The 26,045-nt window shown below is 32.2% G+C and carries 20 protein-coding genes; 4 read left to right on the top strand and 16 right to left on the bottom strand.

The window, feature by feature from the left end:
* Position 1: 1 nt before the first annotated feature.
* Entirely contained in the window at positions 2-5,317 is a 5,316-nt protein-coding gene (locus LACAL_RS04295) for a GEVED domain-containing protein (RefSeq protein WP_013869480.1), read from the bottom strand.
* 182 nt (positions 5,318-5,499) lie between these two features.
* Positions 5,500-8,283 (bottom strand): lamin tail domain-containing protein, encoded by a 2,784-nt coding sequence (locus tag LACAL_RS04290; RefSeq protein ID WP_371200061.1) that lies wholly within the window; start codon positions 8,281-8,283, stop codon positions 5,500-5,502.
* Positions 8,284-8,386: 103 nt separating this feature from the next.
* Between LACAL_RS04290 and LACAL_RS15620 the strand changes: the two genes are divergently transcribed.
* Positions 8,387-8,512 carry a hypothetical protein gene (locus LACAL_RS15620; RefSeq protein WP_371200060.1) on the top strand — a complete coding sequence of 42 codons (126 nt, stop codon included), beginning with the start codon at positions 8,387-8,389 and terminating at the stop codon, positions 8,510-8,512.
* Between the two features lie 352 nt (positions 8,513-8,864).
* On the top strand, positions 8,865-9,338 hold the full coding sequence (locus LACAL_RS04285) for a regulatory protein RecX (RefSeq protein WP_013869478.1): 474 nt from the start codon (positions 8,865-8,867) through the stop codon (positions 9,336-9,338).
* Positions 9,339-9,400: 62 nt separating this feature from the next.
* Here the strand turns inward: LACAL_RS04285 and LACAL_RS04280 are convergent, their stop codons facing one another.
* From LACAL_RS04280 to LACAL_RS04260, 5 genes are all read right to left on the bottom strand, one after another.
* Positions 9,401-9,889 carry a DUF6646 family protein gene (locus LACAL_RS04280; protein WP_013869477.1) on the bottom strand — a complete coding sequence of 163 codons (489 nt, stop codon included), beginning with the start codon at positions 9,887-9,889 and terminating at the stop codon, positions 9,401-9,403.
* Between the two features lies 1 nt (position 9,890).
* Positions 9,891-10,748, bottom strand: a complete 858-nt coding sequence (locus LACAL_RS04275) for a cupin-like domain-containing protein (protein ID WP_013869476.1) — start codon at positions 10,746-10,748, stop codon at positions 9,891-9,893.
* A 73-nt stretch (positions 10,749-10,821) separates the two neighbouring features.
* Positions 10,822-11,916, bottom strand: coding sequence for a biotin synthase BioB (gene bioB, locus LACAL_RS04270; protein ID WP_013869475.1), 1,095 nt, complete (start codon positions 11,914-11,916; stop codon positions 10,822-10,824).
* Between the two features lie 39 nt (positions 11,917-11,955).
* Positions 11,956-12,918 carry an alpha/beta fold hydrolase gene (locus LACAL_RS04265; RefSeq protein ID WP_013869474.1) on the bottom strand — a complete coding sequence of 321 codons (963 nt, stop codon included), beginning with the start codon at positions 12,916-12,918 and terminating at the stop codon, positions 11,956-11,958.
* Positions 12,919-12,946: 28 nt separating this feature from the next.
* Positions 12,947-14,086 carry a beta-ketoacyl synthase N-terminal-like domain-containing protein gene (locus LACAL_RS04260; RefSeq protein ID WP_013869473.1) on the bottom strand — a complete coding sequence of 380 codons (1,140 nt, stop codon included), beginning with the start codon at positions 14,084-14,086 and terminating at the stop codon, positions 12,947-12,949.
* Positions 14,087-14,223: 137 nt separating this feature from the next.
* Between LACAL_RS04260 and LACAL_RS04255 the strand changes: the two genes are divergently transcribed.
* Entirely contained in the window at positions 14,224-14,664 is a 441-nt protein-coding gene (locus LACAL_RS04255; RefSeq protein WP_013869472.1) for a cytochrome c oxidase assembly factor Coa1 family protein, read from the top strand.
* Here the strand turns inward: LACAL_RS04255 and bioA are convergent.
* Genes bioA through LACAL_RS04235 form a run of 4 tightly spaced genes read right to left on the bottom strand, consistent with a single transcriptional unit; the run spans position 14,650 to position 18,165 of the window.
* Positions 14,650-15,915: an adenosylmethionine--8-amino-7-oxononanoate transaminase gene (bioA, locus tag LACAL_RS04250; RefSeq protein ID WP_013869471.1), complete on the bottom strand. Its 1,266-nt coding sequence runs from the start codon at positions 15,913-15,915 to the stop codon at positions 14,650-14,652. The genes LACAL_RS04255 and bioA overlap by 15 nt on opposite strands.
* Before the next feature lie 22 nt (positions 15,916-15,937).
* The gene (gene bioD / locus LACAL_RS04245; protein WP_013869470.1) at positions 15,938-16,561 is read right to left on the bottom strand and encodes a dethiobiotin synthase; all 624 of its coding nucleotides are present in this window, start codon (positions 16,559-16,561) and stop codon (positions 15,938-15,940) included.
* A gap of 25 nt (positions 16,562-16,586) precedes the next feature.
* Entirely contained in the window at positions 16,587-17,000 is a 414-nt protein-coding gene (locus LACAL_RS04240; RefSeq protein ID WP_013869469.1) for a DUF2007 domain-containing protein, read from the bottom strand.
* A 37-nt stretch (positions 17,001-17,037) separates the two neighbouring features.
* Positions 17,038-18,165 (bottom strand): pyridoxal phosphate-dependent aminotransferase family protein, encoded by a 1,128-nt coding sequence (locus LACAL_RS04235; protein WP_013869468.1) that lies wholly within the window; start codon positions 18,163-18,165, stop codon positions 17,038-17,040.
* An 89-nt stretch (positions 18,166-18,254) separates the two neighbouring features.
* Between LACAL_RS04235 and LACAL_RS04230 the strand changes: the two genes are divergently transcribed.
* Positions 18,255-18,698: a LexA family transcriptional regulator gene (locus tag LACAL_RS04230; RefSeq protein ID WP_013869467.1), complete on the top strand. Its 444-nt coding sequence runs from the start codon at positions 18,255-18,257 to the stop codon at positions 18,696-18,698.
* A gap of 57 nt (positions 18,699-18,755) precedes the next feature.
* On the opposite strand, the gene LACAL_RS04225 is transcribed toward LACAL_RS04230, so the two are convergent.
* From LACAL_RS04225 to LACAL_RS04205, 5 genes are all read right to left on the bottom strand, one after another.
* Complete coding sequence (locus LACAL_RS04225) at positions 18,756-19,430, bottom strand: hypothetical protein (RefSeq protein ID WP_013869466.1); 675 nt, start codon at positions 19,428-19,430, stop codon at positions 18,756-18,758.
* A 101-nt stretch (positions 19,431-19,531) separates the two neighbouring features.
* On the bottom strand, positions 19,532-19,810 hold the full coding sequence (locus tag LACAL_RS04220) for a F0F1 ATP synthase subunit epsilon (RefSeq protein WP_013869465.1): 279 nt from the start codon (positions 19,808-19,810) through the stop codon (positions 19,532-19,534).
* Positions 19,811-19,884: 74 nt separating this feature from the next.
* Positions 19,885-21,393 (bottom strand): F0F1 ATP synthase subunit beta, encoded by a 1,509-nt coding sequence (gene atpD, locus LACAL_RS04215; protein WP_013869464.1) that lies wholly within the window; start codon positions 21,391-21,393, stop codon positions 19,885-19,887.
* 167 nt (positions 21,394-21,560) lie between these two features.
* The gene (locus tag LACAL_RS04210) at positions 21,561-23,183 is read right to left on the bottom strand and encodes a lipase (RefSeq protein WP_013869463.1); all 1,623 of its coding nucleotides are present in this window, start codon (positions 23,181-23,183) and stop codon (positions 21,561-21,563) included.
* A 10-nt stretch (positions 23,184-23,193) separates the two neighbouring features.
* Positions 23,194-25,932, bottom strand: a complete 2,739-nt coding sequence (locus LACAL_RS04205) for a TonB-dependent receptor domain-containing protein (RefSeq protein ID WP_013869462.1) — start codon at positions 25,930-25,932, stop codon at positions 23,194-23,196.
* Between the last annotated feature and the right edge of the window lie 113 nt (positions 25,933-26,045).

Genomic DNA, 26,045 nt, shown 5'->3' with positions numbered 1-26,045 from the left:
GTTATTTTTTAATTGCTTTTTTAGCAATTATCTTTCCATTAGAAAGTGTTATTTGGGCAATATAAGTACTGGTACTTAGTTTAGATAAATTGTAAACCTCTGTGTTTTCGCTTCCGCGGAAATTATAAAGCTCGCGACCTAAAACATCAATAATTCTAACCGCTTCTATTTTTAAATTACTATTTCCGCTTAAAGAGAATTGAACGTTATCATCTTGTAATTCTACAATAGTTAAATTAGTTTCGTTAGTAGAGAACGCTTCAACAGCAAGACTATTTGCATTAAATACAACTTCAAAACGATCTCTAAATTCACCATTTGTTGTGGTAAAATTATAATTTGAAGCACTTAAATCATGAATTACGCCTTCATAATTATCTTTCAAATAAATAGTATTATTATTTAAAAAATCACCTTCAAAATGAGATATAGAAATAGTAAAGGTTGCAGAATTAGTAATAGATGTATAAATACCTAGTGGGATAACTTCATCTATAGTTAAACTCTCTGGCGCTTTACCTTGTATGGCATAATTAAGGTTACTGTTTTCTATAATTGAATAAAAGAAGGTTTGGTTTCCTGTAGATCTATTTCTTATGGCATCAAAACTAGCAGGATCTAAACCATTTGTTGCGCCTTGTTTATAACCAACTAATAATTGGCTAAATACACCAGTATCTGTAGTTAAATTAAGCCATAATTTATTAGTTTCAATAGGTTGACTAGCGTTTTTGTAAAATAAACTATTATTACCAGTTACTCGCATAGCGTTATTAAAAACTATGGTATTTTCAACTATGCTAGCACCAGTGTCTAGAGAGCTAATACTTGAAGCTGTTCCAGGAGCATCATGGTTATAAGTAATATAAAAACCTTGCCCAGACGGTATAAACTCATCTGGAGTGTCATTAGCATCAATAGTACCATCACCATTATGATCTCCTGCAATAGTGCCACCCATTTCATTTATCATAACATAATCAGACTGGCTAAAATTATTTTGAGAGTTACCGTTGTTTGTGCTTAAAGGTGGGTTTTGGTGTGACCAATAATAAATAACGCCATCAATAGTTCCAGTAGTATTGGTTGTGCTATATACGTTTTCAGCAAAAAAGTCTGGAATTGAAATAGCACTTGCATAAGGATTACCTACTAAGTTCCAGTTTTTGTCATTTACTATATTGTCATTTTTATATATAGTAACAGGAATAATTCCATTATTAAATTCACCACTAAAGGTGTGTGCAACCCTTAAAGGAGCTCCAGCCATTGGAGGATTATAAGATGTAGTAGATAATGTTGCTGCGTAACCAGTTCCTGGGTTCATAACATCTGTTCCAGAAACCAATACCCAATCGTTACCGTTGTCATCTTCGTCATCCTGCATATTTATTACAGGATTTGTATTGTTCGTTTCGGCGTAATTATCTTCAAAGTTTTCTGCTCTAAATCTAAATCTACGGTTTGGATCTGCAGGTGATAATGCATTACCTATAGTTTCATTAACAACAGGAGAACTCCAATATGTATACTCTAACCAATCGTTAGCAAATGCGCTTAATTTTGTTACTCTAGATAATCCTGTAGCTGTATTTGTAAAGGTAGAAAGATCATTGTTTTGTACAAAAGAACCACTATGTTGTACTATAATTTCACCATTATTAACAACATTGTTTTCTACTTCTATGTATGTATTATTACTTATTGTAACAGTAAAACCAGATCCCGAATTATTTATAATTAATGAGCAGGCACTAAAACTACCATTAGTAGCAGTGTCATAATCGGCATTTATTATTGCTTGGGTAGCTATATTTGGTACGCCATTACTCCAGGTTCCATTCCATGTTGTGCTCATAGGGTTAGACCTTGCAGCATTACTGGCAATTGCACAAGCACCATCTTCTGTAACTAAACAATAAAATTGATAGTTAGTTAAATCGAAACCTGAAATTGATAAAGTGTTTGTTGTTTCTCCTGTAACAACTCCCGAAGAAAATGCAGCATCAGTAACATTAAACCATGAAGTAGTTGTACCATCATTATACAGCCATTGGTAAGTTAATGTTCCAGAGTTTCCAGCAGCAGCAGTAATGGCAAAGGTTGCATTATCACACGTAGAGGTTACATTTGGCTGCGATGTAATTGATGGTGTTACACCTGTAGATGTTGTTGAGAAGTTTCCTAAATCTGAAGTAGAACCAGAGGTAGCCGTTGTCCATTCAGCAGAGTCATAATTTGGATTTGGATTAGAAATATTTACATTTCTTCTATATACATACCCAACAGACTGAACTATCGAATCATGAAAATCATCAATAACCGTTGAGGTTGCAATATGTATAAGTTCTAACCTATCATTATCATTAAAACCATTGCCGCCAAAATTAAAATCTTCTGCTCCACCAGCATCCGAACTAATTTTACCAACTAAAACATCACCTGATGCAATACTACTTCCAACTCCTGTAGTTGGAAAGTTATAAGAGTAAGTAGGTACTGTATTAGTTAAATCTCCATATCTAGAGATTCTATATTCAGTTAAGTCAATAGTCGTATTTGTACCGTTATAAATTTCAATATAACCTAATGAACCTCCATTATTATCAAATACTTCTGTAATCATTAAATTAGTAGCACTATTGCAATTTCCAGAACTCTCAATAATATTAAATGGCGTTGCAGTAGAACATGAAAGATCATCAAAAATTTCTAAATTTCCAGTGGTTGCTCCTGGAGGAATTGTTATAACTAATGTTGTAGATGTTTGAGAAACAATAGTAGCAGTTAGCCCATTAAAAGTAGCGGTAGTTAAATTTGAAAAATTTGAACCATTTACAGTTACATTTGTATTAACAGGCCCAGAAGATGGATAAATACTAGTTATACTATGTGTTGCAATACATGCACTAATAACTTCGATAGTGTAATCTTCTACAGCTCCCCAACTAAATGTACCACATGGTGAAATTGAGTTTAAATCTCCGCCTTCTTCTTGAACAATACGCATTCTGTAATTTCCAATGGTTTGACCACTTGGAACATTAATAGAAAAAGTTTCAATTATATTTCCAGTATTAACAGCGACATCTAAAGTACCAATAGTTTCGTTTGTATCATTAAAATCACCATCATTATTCCAATCTATCCAAACGCCTCCAGCACCACTATATTGACTACCATCATTACAATCTCCAAACTCTACAGAAAGAGAATATGAACTTCCTGCGGCTAAATCTGCACTCATTGCTGTAAAATCACTAACCTCTCCACCAGTAGCACCAGTACATATTCCAGAGGTGTCATTTGAAATAGAATTATTTTCGCCAACCAAAATAACATTTTCAATTTCTGAATCTGTAGTAGAGGTTGGTCCAGCATCACAATAGGTAATGTTGGGAGTACAATCTATAATCACACCTGTACTCCACAATAAGTCGTTTCTAGTAAAAATTTTATAAGTATAATTAGTACCGTTTGTTAGACCGGTTATTGTTTCTGTATTCCCTGTACCTTTATAAATACAAAAACCACCATCGAACGCAGTACCATTGCCAAAAATAGTATTTGCTGTATATGCGCTTCCGTTGCCAGTTGGTGTAAGTGTAGAGAATGATGTGTCTGTGGCAAATATTAATATATTATCACTACATCCTGCAGGATCTGTCCAATTCACTGTTGTGTTTCCATTCTCACAATCACTTAAAAAATGGCCAGTAACATTGTTTGGTGTTGCACTTATAAAAGTATGTAGTTCGCTACTGTACGCGGTTCCAGATTTATTTGCACTAATAAATGTAAGATTTGCTATTGTTAAAGCATCTACTTGAATTGTATTTCCAGCAGTCGCAGTACATGGTATGTCTGTTGTTATAAAAAAATAACCAGTAGATCCTGTATTAATTGTTTGGTTTAGACCAGAAAAGGTATGGGTTCCTGTGCCTAATCCTGTAGTTAAATTTTCTAAAAATATTGATGTCGAAGCATTAAAGGTACTTGTAGTATCGTACCATAATTTAAAATTAGTAATATTTGAAGCAGCATAACTTCCGCTGGTTGTAAAGTCTACACTTGTTAATTCTGCATTAGATGTTGCAGCTGTTACAGCTAAATCAAACTGATATATAACATGATTGTCTTCGGCTTGTACAATTGTACTTGCAGCCGTAGCAGGATTATTTGAATTTAAAATAACTTCTGAAATTGGCAAAACATCTAAAATAGCAGTACCAGAAGTAATAGACCCACAAGAATTAGTAACAACACACTGGTATTGGTAATTATCCATTGTTGAAATGGTGTTTTCTGTCGTGTAATTAGCTGTATTTCCACCAGTTCCAGTAGTTACATTTGTAAAAGTAGAACCACCATTTGTTGAAACTTGCCATTGATATGAATTAGCATTAGTAGCCGTAACAGAGAATGAAGCTGTTTCGGGCTCTGTAACTAATTGATTATTTGGCTGTGTGTTTATTGTAGGAACAGAAACACCAGATCCAGTTAAATCTATAGTAGCATTTGTTGTAGTTGAACTACTTACTGTAATTGTTGCTGTACTTGGTCCAACTGTTGTAGGTGTATAGGTAACATTAAAAGTAGCAGTACCAGAGGGAATTATATTTGTAGAAGATAAACCACTAATAACATATTCTGAATTATTTGAGTTAACAGCTACACCTAAAGCTACAGAAGTATCATTATTGGTTATTGTGTATTGTATGGTTGTTGCCGCAACACCTATGCAGCTTGAACCATGATCTTCAGTTCCTGAAATTACTAAATCTGATGGTGCAACGGTATAATCTGTAATTAAAAAATCATCTATCATTAACCTTTCTGCATCATCAATAGAAATTACTCTAATAAAATAATCGTCACCAGTTATATTTACCGTAGTTGTAAATTGATTATATGTTGTTGAGGTTGCAGAAACTATTCCTCCAGCATTATTCCAATTTGTACCATCGTTACTGTATTGTACTTGAAATTGAACATTGCTAGCATTACCACTCCAATGTCTGTACCAAAAAGAAATGTCTCCAATACCATTATCTTTTCCATTACCATCTAAACCACTATACAGTAAATATTCATTTTCTCCACTATTATCATTAAAACGTATTGCATTTCCTGTTCTTGCATTATTAGGGGCACAGATTGAATTATTAGTTTCCCAATTTCCAGATGGACCTGAATATGTAGAGATGCCTCCATATGAATTATCGGTCCAACCATCAAAATTTTCAGAAACCTGTCCATAACCAATATATGAAAGTGAAAAAATAATTAAAATTAGGAGTAGTTTAGCGTTTTTCATGACTAAAATTTTAAGGGTTTTGGTAAAAAAAAGTATAGTTAGTACTTTACAAATTAAAGGATTGCATATAGTTTTAAAGATACATATTTGTTATGAAAACGTTATTTTTATATTTCTAAAAAAAAACGTGATAGTACTTTATTAAGAGCAATATCACGTTTTTTCTTTTTTTAAGACTGGGTTTATTTTTTAATTGCTTTTTTAGCAATTACTTTTCCATTAGATAGTGTTACTTGAGCAATATAAGTACTGGTACTTAGTTTAGATAAATTGTAAATTTCTGTTTTTTCGCTTCCGCGGAAATTATAAAGTTCACGACCTAAAATATCAATAATTCTAACCGCTTCTATTCTTAAATTATTATTTCCATTTAAAGAGAATTGAACATTTTCATCTTGTAATTCTATAATAGTTAAATTAGTTTCGTTAGTAGAAAACGCTTCAACAGCAAGACTACTTGCATTAAATACAATTTCAAAACGATCTCTAAACTCACCATTTGTTGTGGTAAAACTATAATCTGAAGCATTTAAATCATGTATTGAACTTGCATAATTATCTTTAAGGTAAATAGTATTATTACTTAAAAAGTCACCTTCAAATTGAGATATAGAAATAGTAAAAGTTGCAGGATTAGTAATAGATGTGTAGATACCAAGTGGGATAACTTCATCTATAGTTAAGCTTTCTGGCGCTTTACCTTGAATAGCATAATTAAGGTTGTTATTTTCAATTATAGAATAAAAAAATGTTTGATCTCCAAAAGATCTGTTTCTTATAGCATCAAATCTTGCGCCATCTAAACCATTTGTAGCGCCTTGTTTATAGCCAACTAATAATTGGCTAAATACACCAGTATCTGTAGTTAAATTAAGCCATAGCTTATTAGTTTCAATTGGCTGGTTAGCGTTTCTATAAAATAAATCATTATTACCACTTACACGCATAGAGTTTCTAAACGTAACTTGATTTTCCATAATTACAGCACCTGTATCTAATGAGGTTATAGATGATGGAGCTCCTGGAGCCATATCGTTATAAGTTACAAAGAAGCCTTGTCCAGAAGGTATAAATTCGTCAGGAATATCATTAGCATCTATAGTGCCGTCACCATTATGGTCTCCAGCAGTAGTTCCTCCTAACTCGTTAACCATAACATAATCAGACTGGCTAAAATTATTTTGAGAGTTACCGTTATTCGTGTTTAATGGAGGATTTTCGTGAGACCAATAATATATTAATCCATCAATTGTGCCAGAAGTATTTGTCGAGCTATACATGTTTTCAGCAAAGAAGTCTGGTATAGAAACAGCACTTGCATAAGGATTACCAATTAAGTTCCAGTTTTTGTCACCACTTACACTTGAAATTGTATTAATGGCATCGTTTCTATAAATAGTAACTGGTATAATGCCATTATTAAATGCACCTATAAACTCATGGTTAACTCTTACTGGCGGAGCAGTGCCACCACCAGGTGGAGTTGAAAAAGCTGTTGCAGATAATGTTGAAGCATAACCAACACCAGGAGTCATAGCATCTGCAGCACTCATTAATAACCATACATTTCCATTATCATCTTCATCGTCCTGCATATTAATTACAGGGTTTGCGTTGTTTGTTTCAGCATAATTATCTTCAAAATTTTCTGATCTAAATCTAAATCTTCTGTTAGGATTTGAAGGAGAAAGCGCATTGCCAATAGTTTCTCCCGAAACAGGTGAACTCCAATATGTATATTCTAACCAATCACTAGCAAACGCGCTTAATTTTGAAACGCTTGAAGTTCCTCCTGTGTTTTGAAATACTCCAGAATCATTGTTTTGAACAAATGATCCATTAGTTTGAACAATTATAGTTCCGCTATTTGTAACGTTATTTTTTACTTCTACGGTATAATCATTCTCAACTGTTAAAGTAACACCTGCATTAATAGATAAACTACAAGCTGTAAAACCTGGTGTTAACATACTGGCATTATAATCTCCAGTTAAAATTACTGCTGTACTGCTGTCTGGTGCAAATGGAGTCCATGATGTACCATCCCAAGTAACTGTTGTTGAACATTCACAATCACTTACATGAGAGCCTAAAAGAGTAATACTGTTTGATGGATTTGAAGACCAGTCTGCATTATTATATGTTGGTGTTGGTGTTTGAACATTAGAGTTTCTTACTAGATTTACGTTTTGGCCAAAGTTGTTGTTTACATTTAATACGCCTACAACATCTATATTTACACCATTGCTATTTTGAAGCGCGATAACATCGTTTCCATCAAAATTTAATGCACCGCTTCCTGTACAGTAATCAGCAATACCGTTGTTACATAATTCAGAGTTGTTTCTGGCTATTAAAAATGTTGAATATGGAGCAATAAAACCTTGTGCAGCAGGAATTGTTCTAATTGCTGGATTATAATTAACTCTTCCATTTATAAATCTTGCTATTTGATAGTTTGATAAATCTATAGCAGTATTTGTAGGATTGTATAATTCTATATATTGTTCATTTGCTGTTCCAGCTGCAGCTTCATGATATTCAGAAATTAATAATTCTCCACAGTTTGCGGCAGGTGTATGTGCTATTACAGTTCCAGAACCTGAAACTAATTCGTTTGTAGCTCCAGTACTAGAAACAGTAATTGTATTACTATAAGTATTTGGAGTTAAACCAAAGGCTAGTTTTGTATATATAGTTGTTGGATTTATTGTTCCGCCAGTTTGTGTTAAGGTAATAGTATTTAAATAAGGGCCATTTGCATTTTCTGAAATAACAAATTCTGCAGGAGCAGTAATAATTATATCATTTGTTAAAGATGAACCTTGAACAGAGAATGTTTCCTCGGTTAATGACACATTGTTTTCAACAACACTTAATGCAGGAATAGTGTTAGTATTTGGATTAATAGTTATTGTTGGAGTTATTGGCGCTATACCTTGTACTAGAACATTGTCAATACGCATGCGCTCACCATTTCCATCATTTGTAATTAAAACTCTTAACTCTAAAGTGTTACCATTTAATAATGTGTTGTGAGATACTACGGTGTTAGTATAATCATTTTGTATAAAACCATTATTTCCTGCTTGTGTCCATGCGCCACCATCTATACGAAATTCTGTAATAAAGGTATCTGCATCTTCAAGGTTATCGTTAGCAGGAGAGCTTTCTGTAGCGTCTAAAGAAAACTGAATATCTGTAAAAGAACTAATATTTATTGATGGAGAATACCATATTGCTTGTCCGTCTAAATCTCGAGCTTCAAGAAATCTATTTCCGTTTACAACTTTAAACCTATCTCCCGTATTAAAAGTGACAGAAGAAATATCTATTGTCCAGTTTACGCCACTTAAATCTACTTCGGTTAAATTTGTAGTTGTATTATATGTTGCTCCTTTGTTTAATTGGCCAGTAAAATCTTCGTCATAAATTATAGTTTGTGCAAACCCTAAATTTAAGAAGAATAAAAAAAGAGTTAATAATGAGTAAAAATTTTTCATATTAGGGCATTTTGGTTATTTGTTTAATAGCTTATTTTTGATGTATGTATAAAAACAAAACGTTTACAGTGGATGAAGCAACCAAAAAATTGGAGCATTACTGTGCATATCAAGAAAGGTGTCATCACGAAGTGAGACAAAAACTAAAAAGCATGAATATGATTCCTGAAGCTTCAGATATAATCATTGTTCATTTATTAAAGCACAACTATCTTAATGAAGAACGTTTTGCCAAAACATATGTTAGAGGTAAGTTCAATATAAAAAAATGGGGGCGACGTCGATTAACTCTTGAACTTAAGAAAAAAGACATCTCCAAATTTAATATAAATGCTGCGCTTGCAGAAATTTCGGACGATGAGTATGTCGAGTTTTTCAATGATTTAGCCGAAAAAACAGCACTTTCCATTCGAGAGACCAATACTTTAAAGAAAAAGAAGAAGTTTATAAACTATTTGTTGTATCGTGGTTGGGAGCCACATTTGGTTTATGATAAAGCTAATGCTTTAATTAAATAGTATAAAAAACGCCCTTAAATTTTTAAAAATTTAAGGGCGTTTTTAGAGTGTGATTTTATGAATTATAAATTGAAAACAGCTCCAATATTTCCAACAAATTGGTTATGAATTTTTTGATCTAGTCTAAGTGTATCACTTTCATATTTTGCTAATGTTGTTCCTACTTCTGCAAAAACACCAAATCCTGTTGTAAAAAAGTAACGTGCTCCTAAATGACCACCAAAATTTTTAAGTCCTAAACTTAATCCTGGATAAATATCAAAGTTGTCACTAATATTTAAAACGTTACCAAGGTTTGCGTTAAATCTTGCTTTAATATCATAACGATCTCCAAAACTTGCAGAGTCTACATCTGTATTTAAAGCATAAGCAGTAACGATACCTACAGATATGTTTTCGCCTAACCCATAGTCATAACTTAAACTAATTCCTGTTGCATTGTCTTGTAAATTTGCACCTACAGATAGTTTTTGGTCTCCTTTACCACTAAAAGCTTGTCCAAAACTAGCCAAAGTCGAGAATAAAGTAATTATAAGTATTATTTTTTTCATTTTATTTATTGTTTGTATTTGTAATTGCTTTGTTATTTTTCCAGTCAATCCATTTTTGACCTTTTATGCGTCTCATTAGGTTGTCAAAACTACGCATTATTGTGATATTATATAACGCTTTAGCTAAATTTTTAGGGTTTCTAGTTATTGCTCTCAAGCTCATTGAAAAACCAGGTGTAATGTAGCGCATGTAATGCCAGTAGCCTTCTGGCATATATAATATTTCTCCATGATTTAGTTCACATTCCCAGCCTTTTGCATTTTTTAGTTCAGGCCATTTATTAAAATCTGGATTAGAGAAATCTATGTCTTCTCTAACTATTAAAGAATGCGGGATTTTATATAAATATTTGCTTTGTTTTTGATCGAATAGAATACATTGTTTTTTCCCTTCAAAGTGAAAATGAAATATATTGGCTAGATCAATATCATAATGCATAAAGGTGTGAGAGTTCGTACCACCAAAAAAGAGCATTGGCAACCCTTTCATTAAACGCAATCCAAAATCTGGAAATTTATAGTCTTTTTGAAGTTTGGGAACTTCTTTTAAAACATTCCATAAAAATATTCTAAATTTTGTAGGTTCACGCTTAAGCAAATCAATATAATCACGCATTTTCATTGTTGCGTGAGGCTCATTAAATCCATCTTTATAATCTACAGGTCTATCGTCGTATAAAGGTACAGTTTTATCTCCTGCAACTGCTTTAATGTATTCCAAGTTCCATTTAGAAAACGCAGGCCAGTCCTCAATAAAACGCTCAATAACTACTGGTTTTTGAGGTTTATAGTAGAGGTTTAGGAAATCCTCTTTTGTAATTGTCTTTACACGAGGAATATGTTGAAGATTTAGTTTCAAAAAAAGCTGAATAATTAGTCAGTCAAAGTTAAGAAAACGTATCTAAATTGAAAATCTTATGTGAATACTTTAACTATTTTGAAACTTTTGCTTTTTGTTTCGCCTCTTCATTACGCTCAATTTTATGTTCTGGTCTTGACCATTTTGGTTTTTCACCTAAAGCTTCAAATTTAGAATCTGATGCTTCTACAGTTTCAGGCTGCATTTTTTTTATAAACGGTTTTTGTGGGTTTAAACCTAACATTTCAAACATTTTCATGTCTTCATTAACATCTGGATTTGGAGTTGTTAAAAGTTTGTCTCCAGCAAAAATAGAATTTGCTCCAGCAAAGAAACACATGGCTTGACCTTCGCGACTCATTTCTGTTCTACCAGCACTTAAACGTACTTGGGTTTCTGGCATAACAATTCTTGTTGTTGCTACCATTCTAATCATGTCCCAAATAGAAACTGGTTTTTCTTCTGCTAAAGGCGTTCCTTCTACAGCAACAAGTGCATTAATTGGTACAGATTCTGGTTGTGGATTTAGCGTGGCTAATGCTACTAACATTCCTGCTCTATCTTCTATGGCTTCTCCCATTCCAATAATACCACCAGAGCAAACCGTTACATTTGTTTTACGAACGTTATCGATAGTTTCTAAACGGTCTTCAAAACCACGAGTAGAAATTACTTCTTTATAATAATCTTCAGACGAATCTAAGTTGTGGTTATAAGCATATAAACCAGCTTCTGCTAAACGTTGTGCTTGGTTTTCTGTTATCATACCAAGTGTGCAACAAACTTCCATATCTAGTTTGTTAATGGTACGTACCATTTCTAAAACTTGGTCAAACTCTTCGCCATCTTTTACATTACGCCATGCAGCTCCCATACATACTCGAGAACTTCCAGATGATTTTGCACGTAATGCTTGTGCTTTTACTTGTTGAACAGACATTAAATCGTTGCCTTCAATATCTGTATGATATCTTGCTGCTTGTGGGCAATACCCACAATCTTCTGGGCAACCACCTGTTTTTATAGATAATAAAGTACTTACTTGAACGGTATTTGGATCATGGTGTAAACGATGCACTGTTGCAGCTTCGTAAAGTAACTCCATTAATGGTTTGTTATAGATCTCTAATATTTGTTCTGTTGTCCAGTTGTGTTTAATCTCGCTCATAAAATCGTATCTGTTTCAGGTTTCAAAAATAGTTTATTTCTATTTTATAAAAGCATCAAAAATGCGGTAAAATTTTTTTGGTTCTTCTAAATATGGGTTGTGGCCACTATTTTCAAACATTTCAAATTGTGCTTGTGGCATAAATTTTTTGTATTGAATAGCAAATTCTGGAGTTGATACACCATCGTAACGTCCTGCTATAACTAGTGTTTTAGCTTTTATGGTTTTTAAATCTTTTCTATAGTCTTGTGTAATCATACTCCCAGACACATCAAAATCACCATCTTTTCCTATTATAGAAACATAAACAGTGTTATCCCAGCTTTTATGTTTAGTTTTAGGCGTGTTTTGTTTTAAATTTGTATTGTGATAATAAATATATTTGGTAGGAAAGCTACTGTAAACTTTCATAAACTCTGGATCACTTGAAACATAACCTAATGCACGTAAAGAGTCTACTTTTTTCCATTTTTCTGGAAAATGTGTTTTTGCATAGTGGTTATAACTGTCGCAATTGGCTTGCCACATAGCGCCGCTATGGAAACCATTTATTAAAACCATTTTTTCGACATTTTCTTTATATTTAATAGCATAGGCTTGTGCTGGTACAGTACCATAACTATGTCCTACTAAAGATATTTTATCGAATTTTAATACTATTCTTAATTTTTCTATTAATTCTACATCTGCTTCTACAGAGTATTCTTTAGGGTCTTTAGCATTATCACTTTTTCCACGGCCCAACCAATCGAAAAAAACCACTGTATTAGATTTATAATAATGCCCAAAATTGCCTTGCATATAGTCATGCGAGTTTCCTGGTCCACCTGGTAAAAAGAATATTGGATCACCAGTACCTTTAGTTTCTACATTAATTTTATAACCATCAATATTATAAAACTTAGATTCAAATTTCTCGAATATTTTAGAATCTTGTTGAGCATTATTACAATATGTAATAAAGAAAAGTGATACACAAAGAAATTTTAAAATTGAATGCATAATTAAAATGGATTAATTGTAAATATAATTATTTTGAGATTAATATACTTACAGCATTACCTCCAAATCCAACGGCATTTACCAAAACATTTTTGAGTCTTTTAGGTTTTTGAGTGTCTAAATATGGAACAGCAATAAATTCTTGATTTACTAACATTAAAACAGCCATTTCAAGACTTAATAGCCCAGATGCACCAAGTGTATGCCCAATTTTCCATTTATTATTAGTTAATGCTGGTACTTTGTTTTTAAATACTTTATTTATTGCATTAACCTCTGCAGCATCGCCTTTAATTGTTCCTGGTGTGTGTGTAACGATTACATCTATTTCATCTGGATTTAAATCGCCTAGAGCCATTGCCATAGAGTCTTGAAAACAATCTGCATTTGTAGATAGTGATGCGTTGTGTTTTAAAACCTCTGTAGCGTAACCAATACCTTTAACTGTTGCTAGTGCATTTTCTTTAATTCCAGATTCTAAACAAGCCATTGCTGCACCTTCGCCCAAAATCATGGTGTTTTGCTTTTTTTGTAAGTCTAATGCTTGACAAGGATAGGCCATATTGTTTCTGGCATAGATTTTTAAAGCTTGCATTTGCGCTATTGTAAATGCTGTTAAAGGAGCTTCGCTACCACCAACTAAAAACTTAGATGTTAAGTCAGATTGTAACCAAGCGACACCGTTTAGCATGGCATGTAAAGCGGTAGAGCAGGTTATAGAATGTGATATTTCTGGACCTTTAGTTTGTAAATCGTGAGCAATCCAAGATGAAATGTTTCCTAAGGTTGTAGTTGGAGAACTTAAGGTTTCGGTTTTATTTCTCTTTAAAAAATCTTCATGATAATTTTCAAATAATTTGGTAGCTCCTCTTGATGAACCAATGTTTATACCAAAATTATCATTTTTATCCCATTGGGCAGCTTCAGAGGCTTTTCTTGCTGAAAAGATTCCGAATAAAACAGAATCGTCTAATGACTTGTATTTTAGGTCTGAAGTACGAAGTTCTAATATTTCTGCTTTTAAATTTTTAGATAAAGCAGAGACTAAATGACCATCTTGTAAAGTTATACAATGGGTATTTGTTTTATAATTATTCCAGACTTCTTCAGAGGTTTTTCCGAGAGGAGAATAAGAAGAAATTGCAGTTATAGAAATTGGTTTTAGCACAAAAACTTAATTTTCTTGCAAAAATAAGCCTTATCGGTTTTAACTCCTATTTGATTTAGCATAATATGTGTAACAAATAATAGAAATTGAATACCTATATTTAGTACATTAATTTAATATTTAATTTAAAAGTCACTATGGAAACAATAAGACAAAAAAGTTGGGCAAGAAGAAATTGGGGTTGGTTGCTTGGTGGTGGTTGTTTAGGTGTAATAATTTTGTTTGGTATTGGTATTGCAGGACTTATTTATAAAGTCTCTGATACTGTAACAGGTTCTGAGCCTTATGTTTACGCTTATAATAAAGCTATAGACAATGAAAGAGTAATTGCTTTACTAGGCGAACCAATTGAAAAAAATGGTTTAGGAAGCACAAGTTATAGTTATAAAAACGGAACGAGTGCTGCAGAGCTAACCATACCAATTAAAGGACCAAATGACGAAGGTGAAATAATTGTTGAAGCCGAAAAAATAAATAACGAATGGGCTTATTACGAAATTTATGTAAAAATTGATGGTGAAAGAGACATTATAGATTTACTAGATGACGATGATGAACCTATATTAAACGATTTCTAAAGCATTTTCTATTACAGTATAAATTTTATCTAATTGTGCATTAGTAATGGTGTATGGTGCTTGAATATAAATTGTTTCTCCAAGAGGTCTTAAAAACACACCATTTGCCATAAAAAAGTTGAATAATTTATAGCGTAAATCGCCATAACGTTCCATTTCTACATTTAGATCTAAAGCAAAAATAATACCTTGTTGACGTATAGATTTTACTTTTTTATGGTTTTTTATATGCTCGCCAAACGCTTTATGCTTTGCTGTTATACTTGAAATTTTTTTTTGAATTTGAGTAGATTGTAATAACTCTAAACCTGCTAATGCAGCTGCGCATGCAATTGGGTTAGCAGAATAAGTATGGCAATGAAATAAACCTTTGCCTATATCATCGCTATAGAAAGCATCGTAAATTTTTTGAGTACATGCTGTAATAGACATTGGTACTAAACCAGCTGTTAATGCTTTACTCATACAAATTACATCTGGTTTTGTTTCCATAAAATCTGAAGCAAAGTTGCTACCTGTTTTACCAAATCCAGTCATAACTTCATCTGCTACGGTTACAATATTATTTTCTTTACAGAACTTTAAAATTTGATCTAGACCTTTAGGATCATGCATTTTCATTGCAGCAGCACCTTGTACTAAAGGTTCGTATATAAAACCAGCAACAGCATTGTTTTTTACAATTTCTTTTAGAGTTTCTAATATTTGTTCGTGGTTGTTTCCATTTGGTGTTGGAATGCGTTTAACATCTAAAAAGAGATCTTCAAAAGGACCGTTGTATACAGATAACCCAGAAACACTCATAGCACCAAAGGTATCACCATGAAAACTTTCTTGAAAAGCAATTAAAGTGTTGCGTTTGTTTCCTTTATTAAAATGGTATTGTAATGCCATTTTAATTCCTATTTCTACACTAGTAGAACCATTGTCTCCAAAAAATATTTTTTCTTGATTTTCTGGTAGAATTTTAATTAACTCTTCAGATAGTTTTACTGCTGGTTCATGTGTAAAGCCAGCAAATACAACGTGATCTAATTGCTGCATTTGTTTATAAACGCGACTGGTAACAAAATCATTACAATGTCCATACATACTAGAGTACCAAGAGGCAATAGCGTCTATATATTCGTTTCCATCTTCATCGTATAGCATGCAGTCTTTAGCTTTTGTAATAGCCATAGTTTCTGGATGTAATTTGTGTTGAGTTAATGGATGCCAAATGTGGTTTTTGTCTCTTTGTTTGATACTCATAATTTGCTAATGTTGATTTTAACTATAGTTTTAATAGTTGTGGTTTTAATGTTTCGGCATATTCTTTAACCACATTTTTATCAAAATAAGGTTCTTCATTTATTCTTCCTATTATTGGTACATTAGTCATTTTGGTAATAATATCTTCTGTCGTTTTATGTTCGTTTCCGCTAAATAAAATAGAAACATCTAACCCTTTTTCTTTTAAAAGGTTTATGGTTAGCAAAGTATGGTTTATGCTGCCTAAATAATGTCTAGAAACTACAATTACTTTATAGTTAGGTCTTATAAGATTTACTATAGTACTAGTATTATTTAATGGTACTAATAATCCGCCAGCACCTTCAATTACTAAATTATTTTTTGTTTTGGGAGCAATTATTTTTTTTAAATCTATAGTTGTATTATCAATTTCAGCTGCTGCATGTGGACTCATTGGAGACTTTAAAGAATAGCTGTTATCGTGAAATTGCGATGTTTTGTTTGTGATATAGTTTTTTACTTTTTTTGTGTCACTATTATCTAATTCTCCTGCTTGAATAGGCTTCCAGTAATCTGCTTCTAATGCTTCGGTTATAATTGCAGATGCTATTGTTTTTCCAACCTCGGTAGAGATTCCTGTTACAAAGTATATTTTATTTTTCATGATTTTATTGTTTTAAAACAAGCGACTATTTTAAATCAAATTCGGTTTTACAGTTTTCACACTTATATTTATGTTTTGCATGAAAAGGTAAAGTACCCATTATAAAGCCAAAGATAAATGCAAAAAAGGATTTGAAGTTTGTAATAGTAGAAAACAACTCAATTTTCTCACTGTTGCAATTTGGGCAATTAATAGCGTTACCTTCATCATCTAAGGAGTATTTACTAATAGACTTTAAAATATGTTGTGCTTTTAATGCATCTTGACTTAGTACTTTCATTTTAATACCACCAATGGCGTTACTTACCAATGGATCTGTTTCTATAGTAAAATTATCACTTAAAAAAACGGGAATACCTTCAGCTTCTATTCTGCCTTTTATTATTTGGGCTTCTGTAGAATATTGAAATCTAGCTATGGTTTTAAATTTGTTGCTCATTTTATTCTCACATTTGTGGGAATTAATTTAGTATAAACTAAGTTGCAAAGTTAGCTAACAATTGCAAGACTTCTGTTATCTCTTCTTGAGTATTATAACTATGAATACAAAAACGAAGCCTTTCTTCTCCTTTTTTTACAGTAGGTGATAAAATAGGTTTTACATTATAGTTTTTTTCCTGAAGCGCTTTTGCTACAAGTTTTACATTTTTATTTCCTGAAATTATACAACAATGGATTGCAGATTCACTTTCTATAAATTTACTTTTAAGGTTTAACCTTTTAATTTCTGATTTAAAAAAGGTTATATTTCGCTTTAACTTTTCTATTTCTTTTGTTTTTAATAGTATAGTAGAAGCAGATAGTATAGTTGCTAAACTATGTGGTGGCATTGCGGTAGTGTAAATAAATGGTCTGGAAAAATTTATTAAAAACTCTTTTAAACTTGCAGAGCATAGTATAGCAGCTCCATGACATCCCATTGCTTTGCCAAAGGTTATAATTTTAGCAAAAGGATTAATATGTTGTGTTAAGCCTAAAGCTTTTTCTCCTAATATACCTATAGCATGTGCTTCATCTATAATTAAATGGGCACTATGTGTTTGGCTAATTTTAGATAATAATTTTAAGTCTGGTGTATCTCCATCCATTGAAAATACAGATTCTGTAACAATATAAATTTCGTTATTATCTGATGGTTTTATTCGAAGTAATTTTGCTTTTAAATCGTTTAAATTATTATGTTTAAACTTATAAGCTTTAGCGTGACTCATAGATATGCCATCTCGTATAGAGGCATGACTATATTCATCATAAAATATATAATCTCCTTTTTGAGGTACACAAGAGAAGAACCCAAGATTTGCATTATAACCAGAGTTAAATATTAATGTAGCTTCGCTATTGTATATTTCGCAAAGTTGCTTTTCTACTATGGTATATAATTCATGATTTCCAGATAGTAAACGGGAACCTGTAGCGCCGTTTTGTGAAATGTTATAATTTTTTAAATAGTTATAAGTGTTTTTAAATATAGTTTCATTTTTTGAAAATCCTATATAGTCATTAGAAGAAAAATCTATTAATTTACTAGGTTTGTCTAACTTTCGTAATGCATTTTCTTCATTACGATTATCTATTTTTATTTTTAGTTTTTTAGGTATCACAAATCAAAGGTACAAATAGCTATTTATTTTTAAATAAAAAATGTAAAACTTCCGTATCTTTAAACAAATTACAAAATCTAGTTTTAAATATGAAGATTTTACATAAATCTACGGGATTAACATTGTATGTTCCAGAACCAATTAAAGATGCAGCAGCACAATTATTTGATACTGGAATTTCAGCAGGTTTTCCTTCACCTACAGAGGATTTTAGTCAAGAGCGTTTATCTTTAGATCAAGAGCTTGTTAAAAATAAGGAAACTACTTTTTATGCAAGAGTTAGTGGCCAATCTATGATTGGTGCAGGATTAGATGATAATGATTTACTTGTAATTGATAGGAGTTTAGAACCAGAAAACAATAAAATTGCTGTTTGTTTTTTAGATGGCGAATTTACGGTTAAGCGCTTACGTGTAACTAAAGACGAAATATGGTTAAAACCAGAAAACCCCGATTATCCTATTATTAATATCACCGAAGAGAATAATTTTTTAATTTGGGGAATAGTAACAAATGTTATAAAAAAGGTGTAAACTAAATAATTAAAAAATAGCCAATATATTTTCATTGGCTATTTTTTAATTATGTTATTATTTGTCTATAAAATTAATTAATTTAATTAAATCATTATTGTTTGTTATATCTATTTTTTTGTTATCTATAAAAGATTTTATTTTTTCTTTTAGATGAGGAAATAACTTTAGTAATTTTCTTTCTTTAGTAGGTAATTCAACTATCTTTTTTTCGTCATTTAAATATAAAAAATACTCAGTTTTTGTTTCTGTAAAATATGCTTTTTTAGAAGTAGAATAAGAGTTAACTGGTTTTTTTTCGGCAATAAATTTTTTGTAACTTCTTTTTAATAAGTTGTATTTTTTATTATTTGTAAGTACATTAAAATAAAAATAATCATTATTATATTGATATGATTGAAATATTTTATTGTTAATATTTATTTTATAGTTAGTGTTTTTTTTATCTATTAAAAGAACACTATCTTTTGATGTTTGAACCTGCATTATATCATCAACAATTTGGTACCTGATAGGAAAAACACCAGCGATAGGATTTATTTTCCCTATAATGAATGAATCATATAAGTAAGGATTTCCATCATAATTAACGTTAATTAGAGTTTTTTCTAAAGATTTATTATAAGAAGCCCAATTTATTTTTTGTCCTGCTGTATTGTCGGAAAACTCCATTTGACCATAAGCAAAATTAGTAGTTATGATTAATAAAAATAATTTTAATATTTTTTTCATTTTATATTTGTTTTTGATGACATTTAAATATACTTTATTTTTTTATAAAAAAAAAGTCTAATTAAATAATTAGACTTTTTTTGTGAATATAGATATTTGTATTAATCTGCTAATACAATAACTTTATTATTATTCATTTCTAGTGTGCCAGAATTAATTTTTAATAGAGTAGTGTTTTTGTCACCCTTAGAAAATTGATTTTCAACCTCTTTTTCTAAAGTTATATTTCCTGTTATTTTAATTGTTCCTTCTTTTAAAATAGAAACGACAGGAGCGTGATTATTTAACATTTCAAAATCACCATTAATTCCAGGAACAGTAACGCTAGTTACTTCTCCGCTAAATAAAATAGCTTCTGGTGATACAATTTCTAAATACATATTTTTTAGTCTTCAGTTTGCAGTCTTCAGTCATCAGTCACAGCATAGTGCGAACTGTGGACTGTGGACTAAATTTACGCTTCAGCTAACATTTTTTCTCCAGCTTCAATAGCTTCTTCAATAGAACCTTTAAGGTTAAACGCTGCTTCTGGTAAGTGATCTAATTCACCATCCATAATTTGGTTAAATCCTTTAATAGTTTCTTTAATATCTACTAATACACCTGGAATACCTGTAAATTGCTCTGCAACGTGGAATGGTTGAGATAAGAAACGTTGAACACGTCTAGCTCTACCTACAGCCATTTTATCTTCTTCAGATAATTCTTCCATACCTAATATGGCAATAATATCTTGTAATTCTTTATAACGTTGTAATAATTCTTTTACTCTTTGCGCACAGTTGTAGTGCTCATCACCTAAGATATCTGCAGTTAAAATTCTAGAAGTAGAATCTAATGGATCTACGGCAGGATATATACCTAACTCGGCAATTTTACGAGATAATACTGTAGTTGCATCTAAGTGAGCAAAGGTTGTTGCTGGTGCAGGATCTGTTAAATCATCTGCAGGTACATAAACTGCTTGTACAGATGTAATAGAACCTTTTTTAGTTGATGTAATACGCTCTTGCATAGCACCCATTTCTGTTGCTAACGTTGGTTGGTAACCTACGGCAGAAGGCATACGTCCTAATAATGCAGACACCTCAGATCCAGCTTGTGTAAAACGGAAGATATTATCTACGAAGAAAAGTACATCTTTTCCTTGTCCATCTCCAGCGCCATCACGGAAATATTCAGCTATTGTTAATCCTGAAAGTGCTACACGAGCACGAGCTCCAGGTGGCTCATTCATTTGTCCAAATACGAAAGTTGCTTTAGAATCTTTCATAGCAGATTTATCTACTTTTTGTAAATCCCATCCACCTTCTTCCATAGAATGCATAAAGTCATCACCATACTTGATAATTCCAGACTCTAACATTTCACGAAGTAAATCGTTTCCTTCACGAGTTCTTTCTCCAACTCCTGCGAATACAGAAAGTCCACCGTGTCCTTTTGCAATATTGTTAATTAACTCCTGAATTAATACAGTTTTACCTACTCCAGCACCACCAAATAATCCAATTTTACCACCTTTTGCATAAGGCTCAATTAAATCGATTACTTTAATACCTGTAAATAAAACTTCTGTAGAAGTTGATAAATCTTCAAATTTTGGAGCATTTCTGTGGATTGGAAGTCCTGCTTCACCAGCTTTAGGTAAATCTCCTAAACCATCAATTGCATCTCCAATTACATTAAATAGACGCCCGTAAACATCATCGCCAATAGGCATTTGAATAGGAGCTCCAGTAGCATTAACTTCTGTTCCTCTACTTAAACCATCAGACGAATCCATGGCAATTGTACGTACAGTATCTTCACCAATGTGAGATTGTACTTCTAGTACTAATGTAGAACCATCAGTTTTTTTAATTTCTAATGAATCGTAAATTTTTGGAAGTTCAGCACCAGCAGCGAATTCTACATCGATAACTGGACCTACTATTTGTGCAACTTTACCTGTAACTTTTGACATTACTTATCTATTTAATATTATGCTGTTTAATTGTTTGAAAACACGATTTGTTTTCGGCTGCAAAGATATGAGTTTTAATTTAAAATAAAAGCTGTTTTCAAGCTTTTTATATATAAAAAACGCCTTCATATAGAAGGCGTTTTATTATTATATAATATTTTGGTAATTTATTGTAATAGAGGAGAGTATGTTACGCTAAAATCTTCAGCTTTAGCAACATTTCCTGATGCTACAAAATTAGAACCATAAGTTGTATCAATAGCCTCTAAGAAAGAATTAGCCATTAATGCATAACCTCTAGCTGTAAGATGTACACCATCTAAACTTACTAATCCACCAAATACTAGTGATGTATTTAAATCGTAATCATCAAACTGAATACCAACTGTAGAAGCTTGTTCTAAAATAGAGTTTAAATCTACTAGTGCTAAACCGTTTGCTGTAGCTACACTTGAAATTGATGCATTATATGCAGCTGTTGCATCTGCAACTTCTTGTTGCTCTTCTGGAGTTAATACCCATTTGTCTTCTAAAGGGAAACTTACACCTTCAGCAGAAAACTGACCTGCTAAAGTTGCTGGTAATCCTTGGTTCATTAAAAATTGTGCATTTTCCGCATTAACTGTTCCTATGATAGAAGAGCTTGGTAAAACTAATAAATCCTCAGCAGTTGCTTGTCTAGATTGACCGTAGGTGTTTCCTAATAATGAAGCTACTAATGGAGCTGCCTGTGGAGGCAAACCAAACTGTGCTAGGAAAGCAGGAAATGTATCGCTATCATTTAATGCTTGAGTTATTATTGCAGAAATATCTGCTAAATTTTCATCTTTTATAATTACTGGACTTGCTTCAGTTTCAGAAAATACAATAGCTCTTGATGGATCAACAGCATTAAATATAGGGTTTAAAGCTCCAAAAATTGTATTTAAAGTTGGTATTTGAGGACCAAAATCTGGATTAGATGGTTCTAATGCATTGTAAGGTACTGTTGTGAAATATGATAAACTTGTAATGTTTGGTACATTTCCAATTGCTCCTTTTGCACCATTAGCAGTTAATGCAGTTACCATTGTATTTAATGAAAAATCAAAAGTTGCTGTAGGTGTTATAACATCTGATCCGTCACCACCAGAAACAGCATAGCCTAATACATCATTACCTCCAACTTCACTTAGTGTAAAAAATGTTGGGTTTTGAGCTACTGCCAATTCTAACATTGAAGCATCAGGTGTAGCGCCAGTTAAACGAACAGCGTATGGATTTGCTGCTGCAGGAAAATTAGCTAAATTTCCATATCCTGGTGCAATCATGTGAAAACTTTTTGCTCCTGGCACACCAACATTGTTAAAAGGTCCAGTTGGTGGACTCAATAAATCGGTAGTAACGGTAACAGGTCCAATTACAGATTCTAAAGGTACAGGTCCTGCACCACCAAAAACAAGTCTTGGTTCTGTAATTCTTGTTGCTCCAATAGCTAAACCTCCAAAATTATCATTCATTAATGGCTGAGAAAATGTTCCGCCACCAATTTTTGCAAACTGTTTAGCCATCGTATTTGGAAATGAATTTTCCTGACTAGAAATAAACAATGCATTGTCTGAAAATCCAGCGGTAAAAGATGCGCCTAAAGAAACAAAAGTTGAAAAATCTACAGAACCAGCTGTTAAAGCAGGTAACACGACTGCATCCTGTGGTGGATTGTCTAATTGATCTTCAAAATCTTCTTCATCGTTACAAGCTGTAAAACCTAAGGCAATAGCTAACAGCCATATATATTTAATATTTTTCATAATTATTTTTTTATAGGTTATTAATAGTTAATCCTACGTAGTACATAGAACCAATAAAACCAGTACCAAATGCAGTAAAGTATTCTTGTCCTGTAAGGTTTGTTCCACCAGCTTTAATAACTGTTTTTAAACTTGGAATTCTATAATTGATTTGTGCATCAACAGTATGAAATTCTGGTACTATACCACTACCAAATGTAGCTTCCCAAAAGTAGTCATCACTAAATCTATAAGCGACATTAAATCCAAAGTTTTCAAATAAATCTGTATTACCAAATGTAGCTTTAAATTTATGTTCTGGTGTGTTAAAGTTTGTCATGAAATCTGGATACTCTTCTCTATCAAAATCTTGTTTAGTAAAAGTATAACTACCTCCTAAATCAAAATCACCAAAAACTTTTGTAGACAACCCTATAGATGCTCCGTAAGAGTTTACATCGGCTTCAGAATTTGTATAAGTACTATATGCTTGGAAATCACTGTTTGCAATTGCAGCTACAGCAGAACCATCATTAACAGAACCGTAGTATGGAGATACAACTACTTCTGCTGATATGAAATCTTGATATTTGTTATAGTAAGTACTAAAATCTACAATAACTTTATTGAATTTACCTCTATATCCTAATTCGACAGATGTTACTCTTTCTGGTTTAACTATATCTGGGTTAGAAATTTCTAAAGAAGCAGGATTACCTGATTGAGCAAAAGCTTGAACAGATGATGAAGTATAAGAATTATTATATGCTACTGCACCAGTTTGAGTATAAGCATTACCGTCGCTACCTGTAAAAGTTCTAGAGTATCTATCTAAGTTGTCTGGAGCAGAACCAATTAAAATTGCTCTACCTGCATCTAGGCCAATAAATAAATCTTGGGTTGTTGGGTTTCTAAAACCTGTTTGCGCAGAAGCTCTAATATTATGATCTCTATTTAAAGTAAGACCTAAAGATAATCTTGGAGATACAAAACCATCAAAAAATTCTGATTTGTCATAACGAGCAGAACCAGTAACTTTTAATTCCATATCGTTATTTAATTCGAAATCTTTTTGAATTTGTGTGTAAAAACCATATTCAGAATATTTAATTTCTCCATCGTTATCTGTATAAATCGTTCCTCCTGAATTTAAGTTGTAATTTCTGTAAGAGCCACCTACTTGAATATCTGCAAAATCTGTTAAATGACTAAAGTTATAGTTACCATCTGCATGGTAATATTTAGAGGCATCTTGAAATTTAGATCCTGTTGATAAATCTGGATCGTTAATACTTCTGTTAAAAGCATTTTCAAAGCCTTCTGAACCTGGTAAAAAACGTCCGGTATCTGCTGCTGCTCTTGCTGCATCATGTTTTTGTTGATCTGATAAACCTTGAGGGTTTCCCGATAATTCTATACCAGCATAGGTGTTAATGTAGTCACCAAACCAATCTTCATCACTTTTCCAAGCTCTGTTAATATTTATTCCAGTAAAAACCATATCGTAAGAATCACCAGCCTTATCTGCTACAACATAACCTCTAGCAAAAAAGTTATCGTGTTTTACTTCTAATTTATGTTGTTGTTGTGTAAATCCAGCAATATTATATCTATTAGTACCTTGATAAATGGTTGTTCCTGTTCCAATTTTACCAACATAAGATAATTCTAAACTGTTATCAGTAATTGGGCGATAGTATAGTCCCCAATCTGCTTTTACGCTTTCGGCATTATAATTTGTTAAATCACTTTCATTATATCCTGTTCTACTTACTTCAACATCTGGTATAAAACCAAGTCCTCCAGAAGCAGATCTAATGTTTGTTGAAACTTCATCACCATATACATTAATACCATCATAGTTAGTATCTGCTCTAGTTCCTCCTAAAGTAGTTTTATCTACCTCACTAGTTGCTGCCCAATCTGTTCCTTTTAAATAACCGAAGTTTACTTTAGCTGCAAATTTATCTGTAAATTTATGGGCCATTCTAAATCCTAAGTCAGTATAAGAATTGTCTCCTGCAGCTTCTTGAGAGGTAATTCCTCTTTTTATAAAACCACTAATACCTTCATGATCAAAAGGATTTTTACTTCTCATAAATAAAATACCATTAAAAGCATTTGCTCCATATAAAGCAGATGATGCTCCTGGTAAAAGTTCTACACTAAGTACATCTGTCTCTATCATACCAACAAGGTTTCCAATAGGGAAGTTTAATGCTGGAGTAGAGTTGTCCATACCATCAACTAATTGCATAAATCGTGTGTTTGCAAAAGTAGCAAAACCACGAGTGTTAACAGATTTAAAAGTTAAACTGTTAGTATTAACATCAACACCTTTTAAATTTTCTAAACCGTCATAAAAATCTGCAGACGCAGTATTTTTTATTTCTTTTAAGCCCAGTCGTTCTACAGTTACTGGAGATTCAAAAATTCTCTCTGGCGTTCTAGAAGCAGAAATAACGACTTCATCAAGAATACTACCTTCACTTAAAACAAAAGTTAATTCTTGGTTGTTAGTAGTTACCTCCATAGTTTCTGTAGAGTAGCCTATGCTGCTCGCTTGGACGGTAAATGGTGGATTGTCACTTACTGTTAAAGTGAATTTACCATCAAAATCACTAACATTTCCGGAAGAAGTTCCGGTTACAATAATATTTGCACCTGGAATAGGTATGCTGTTATTGTCCATAACAGTACCTGTTATTGTAGTTTGTGCAAAGGTCACTGCACAAAAACACAATAATACAATAGATAAGATTGTTCTCATTTTTTAGATTTAGTTAATTATATAAATGCCAATATACGTTTTTTAAGCATATCTTAAAAAAAAGTTAACAAAATTATGCATGCATAAGATTTTTAGTAAAAAAAAAGCTGATT

This window comes from Lacinutrix sp. 5H-3-7-4, from assembly GCF_000211855.2.
Lineage (GTDB): Bacteria > Bacteroidota > Bacteroidia > Flavobacteriales > Flavobacteriaceae > Lacinutrix.
Note: the sequence above shows the minus strand (reverse complement) of the source record. Positions and strands in the feature narration are given on the sequence as shown.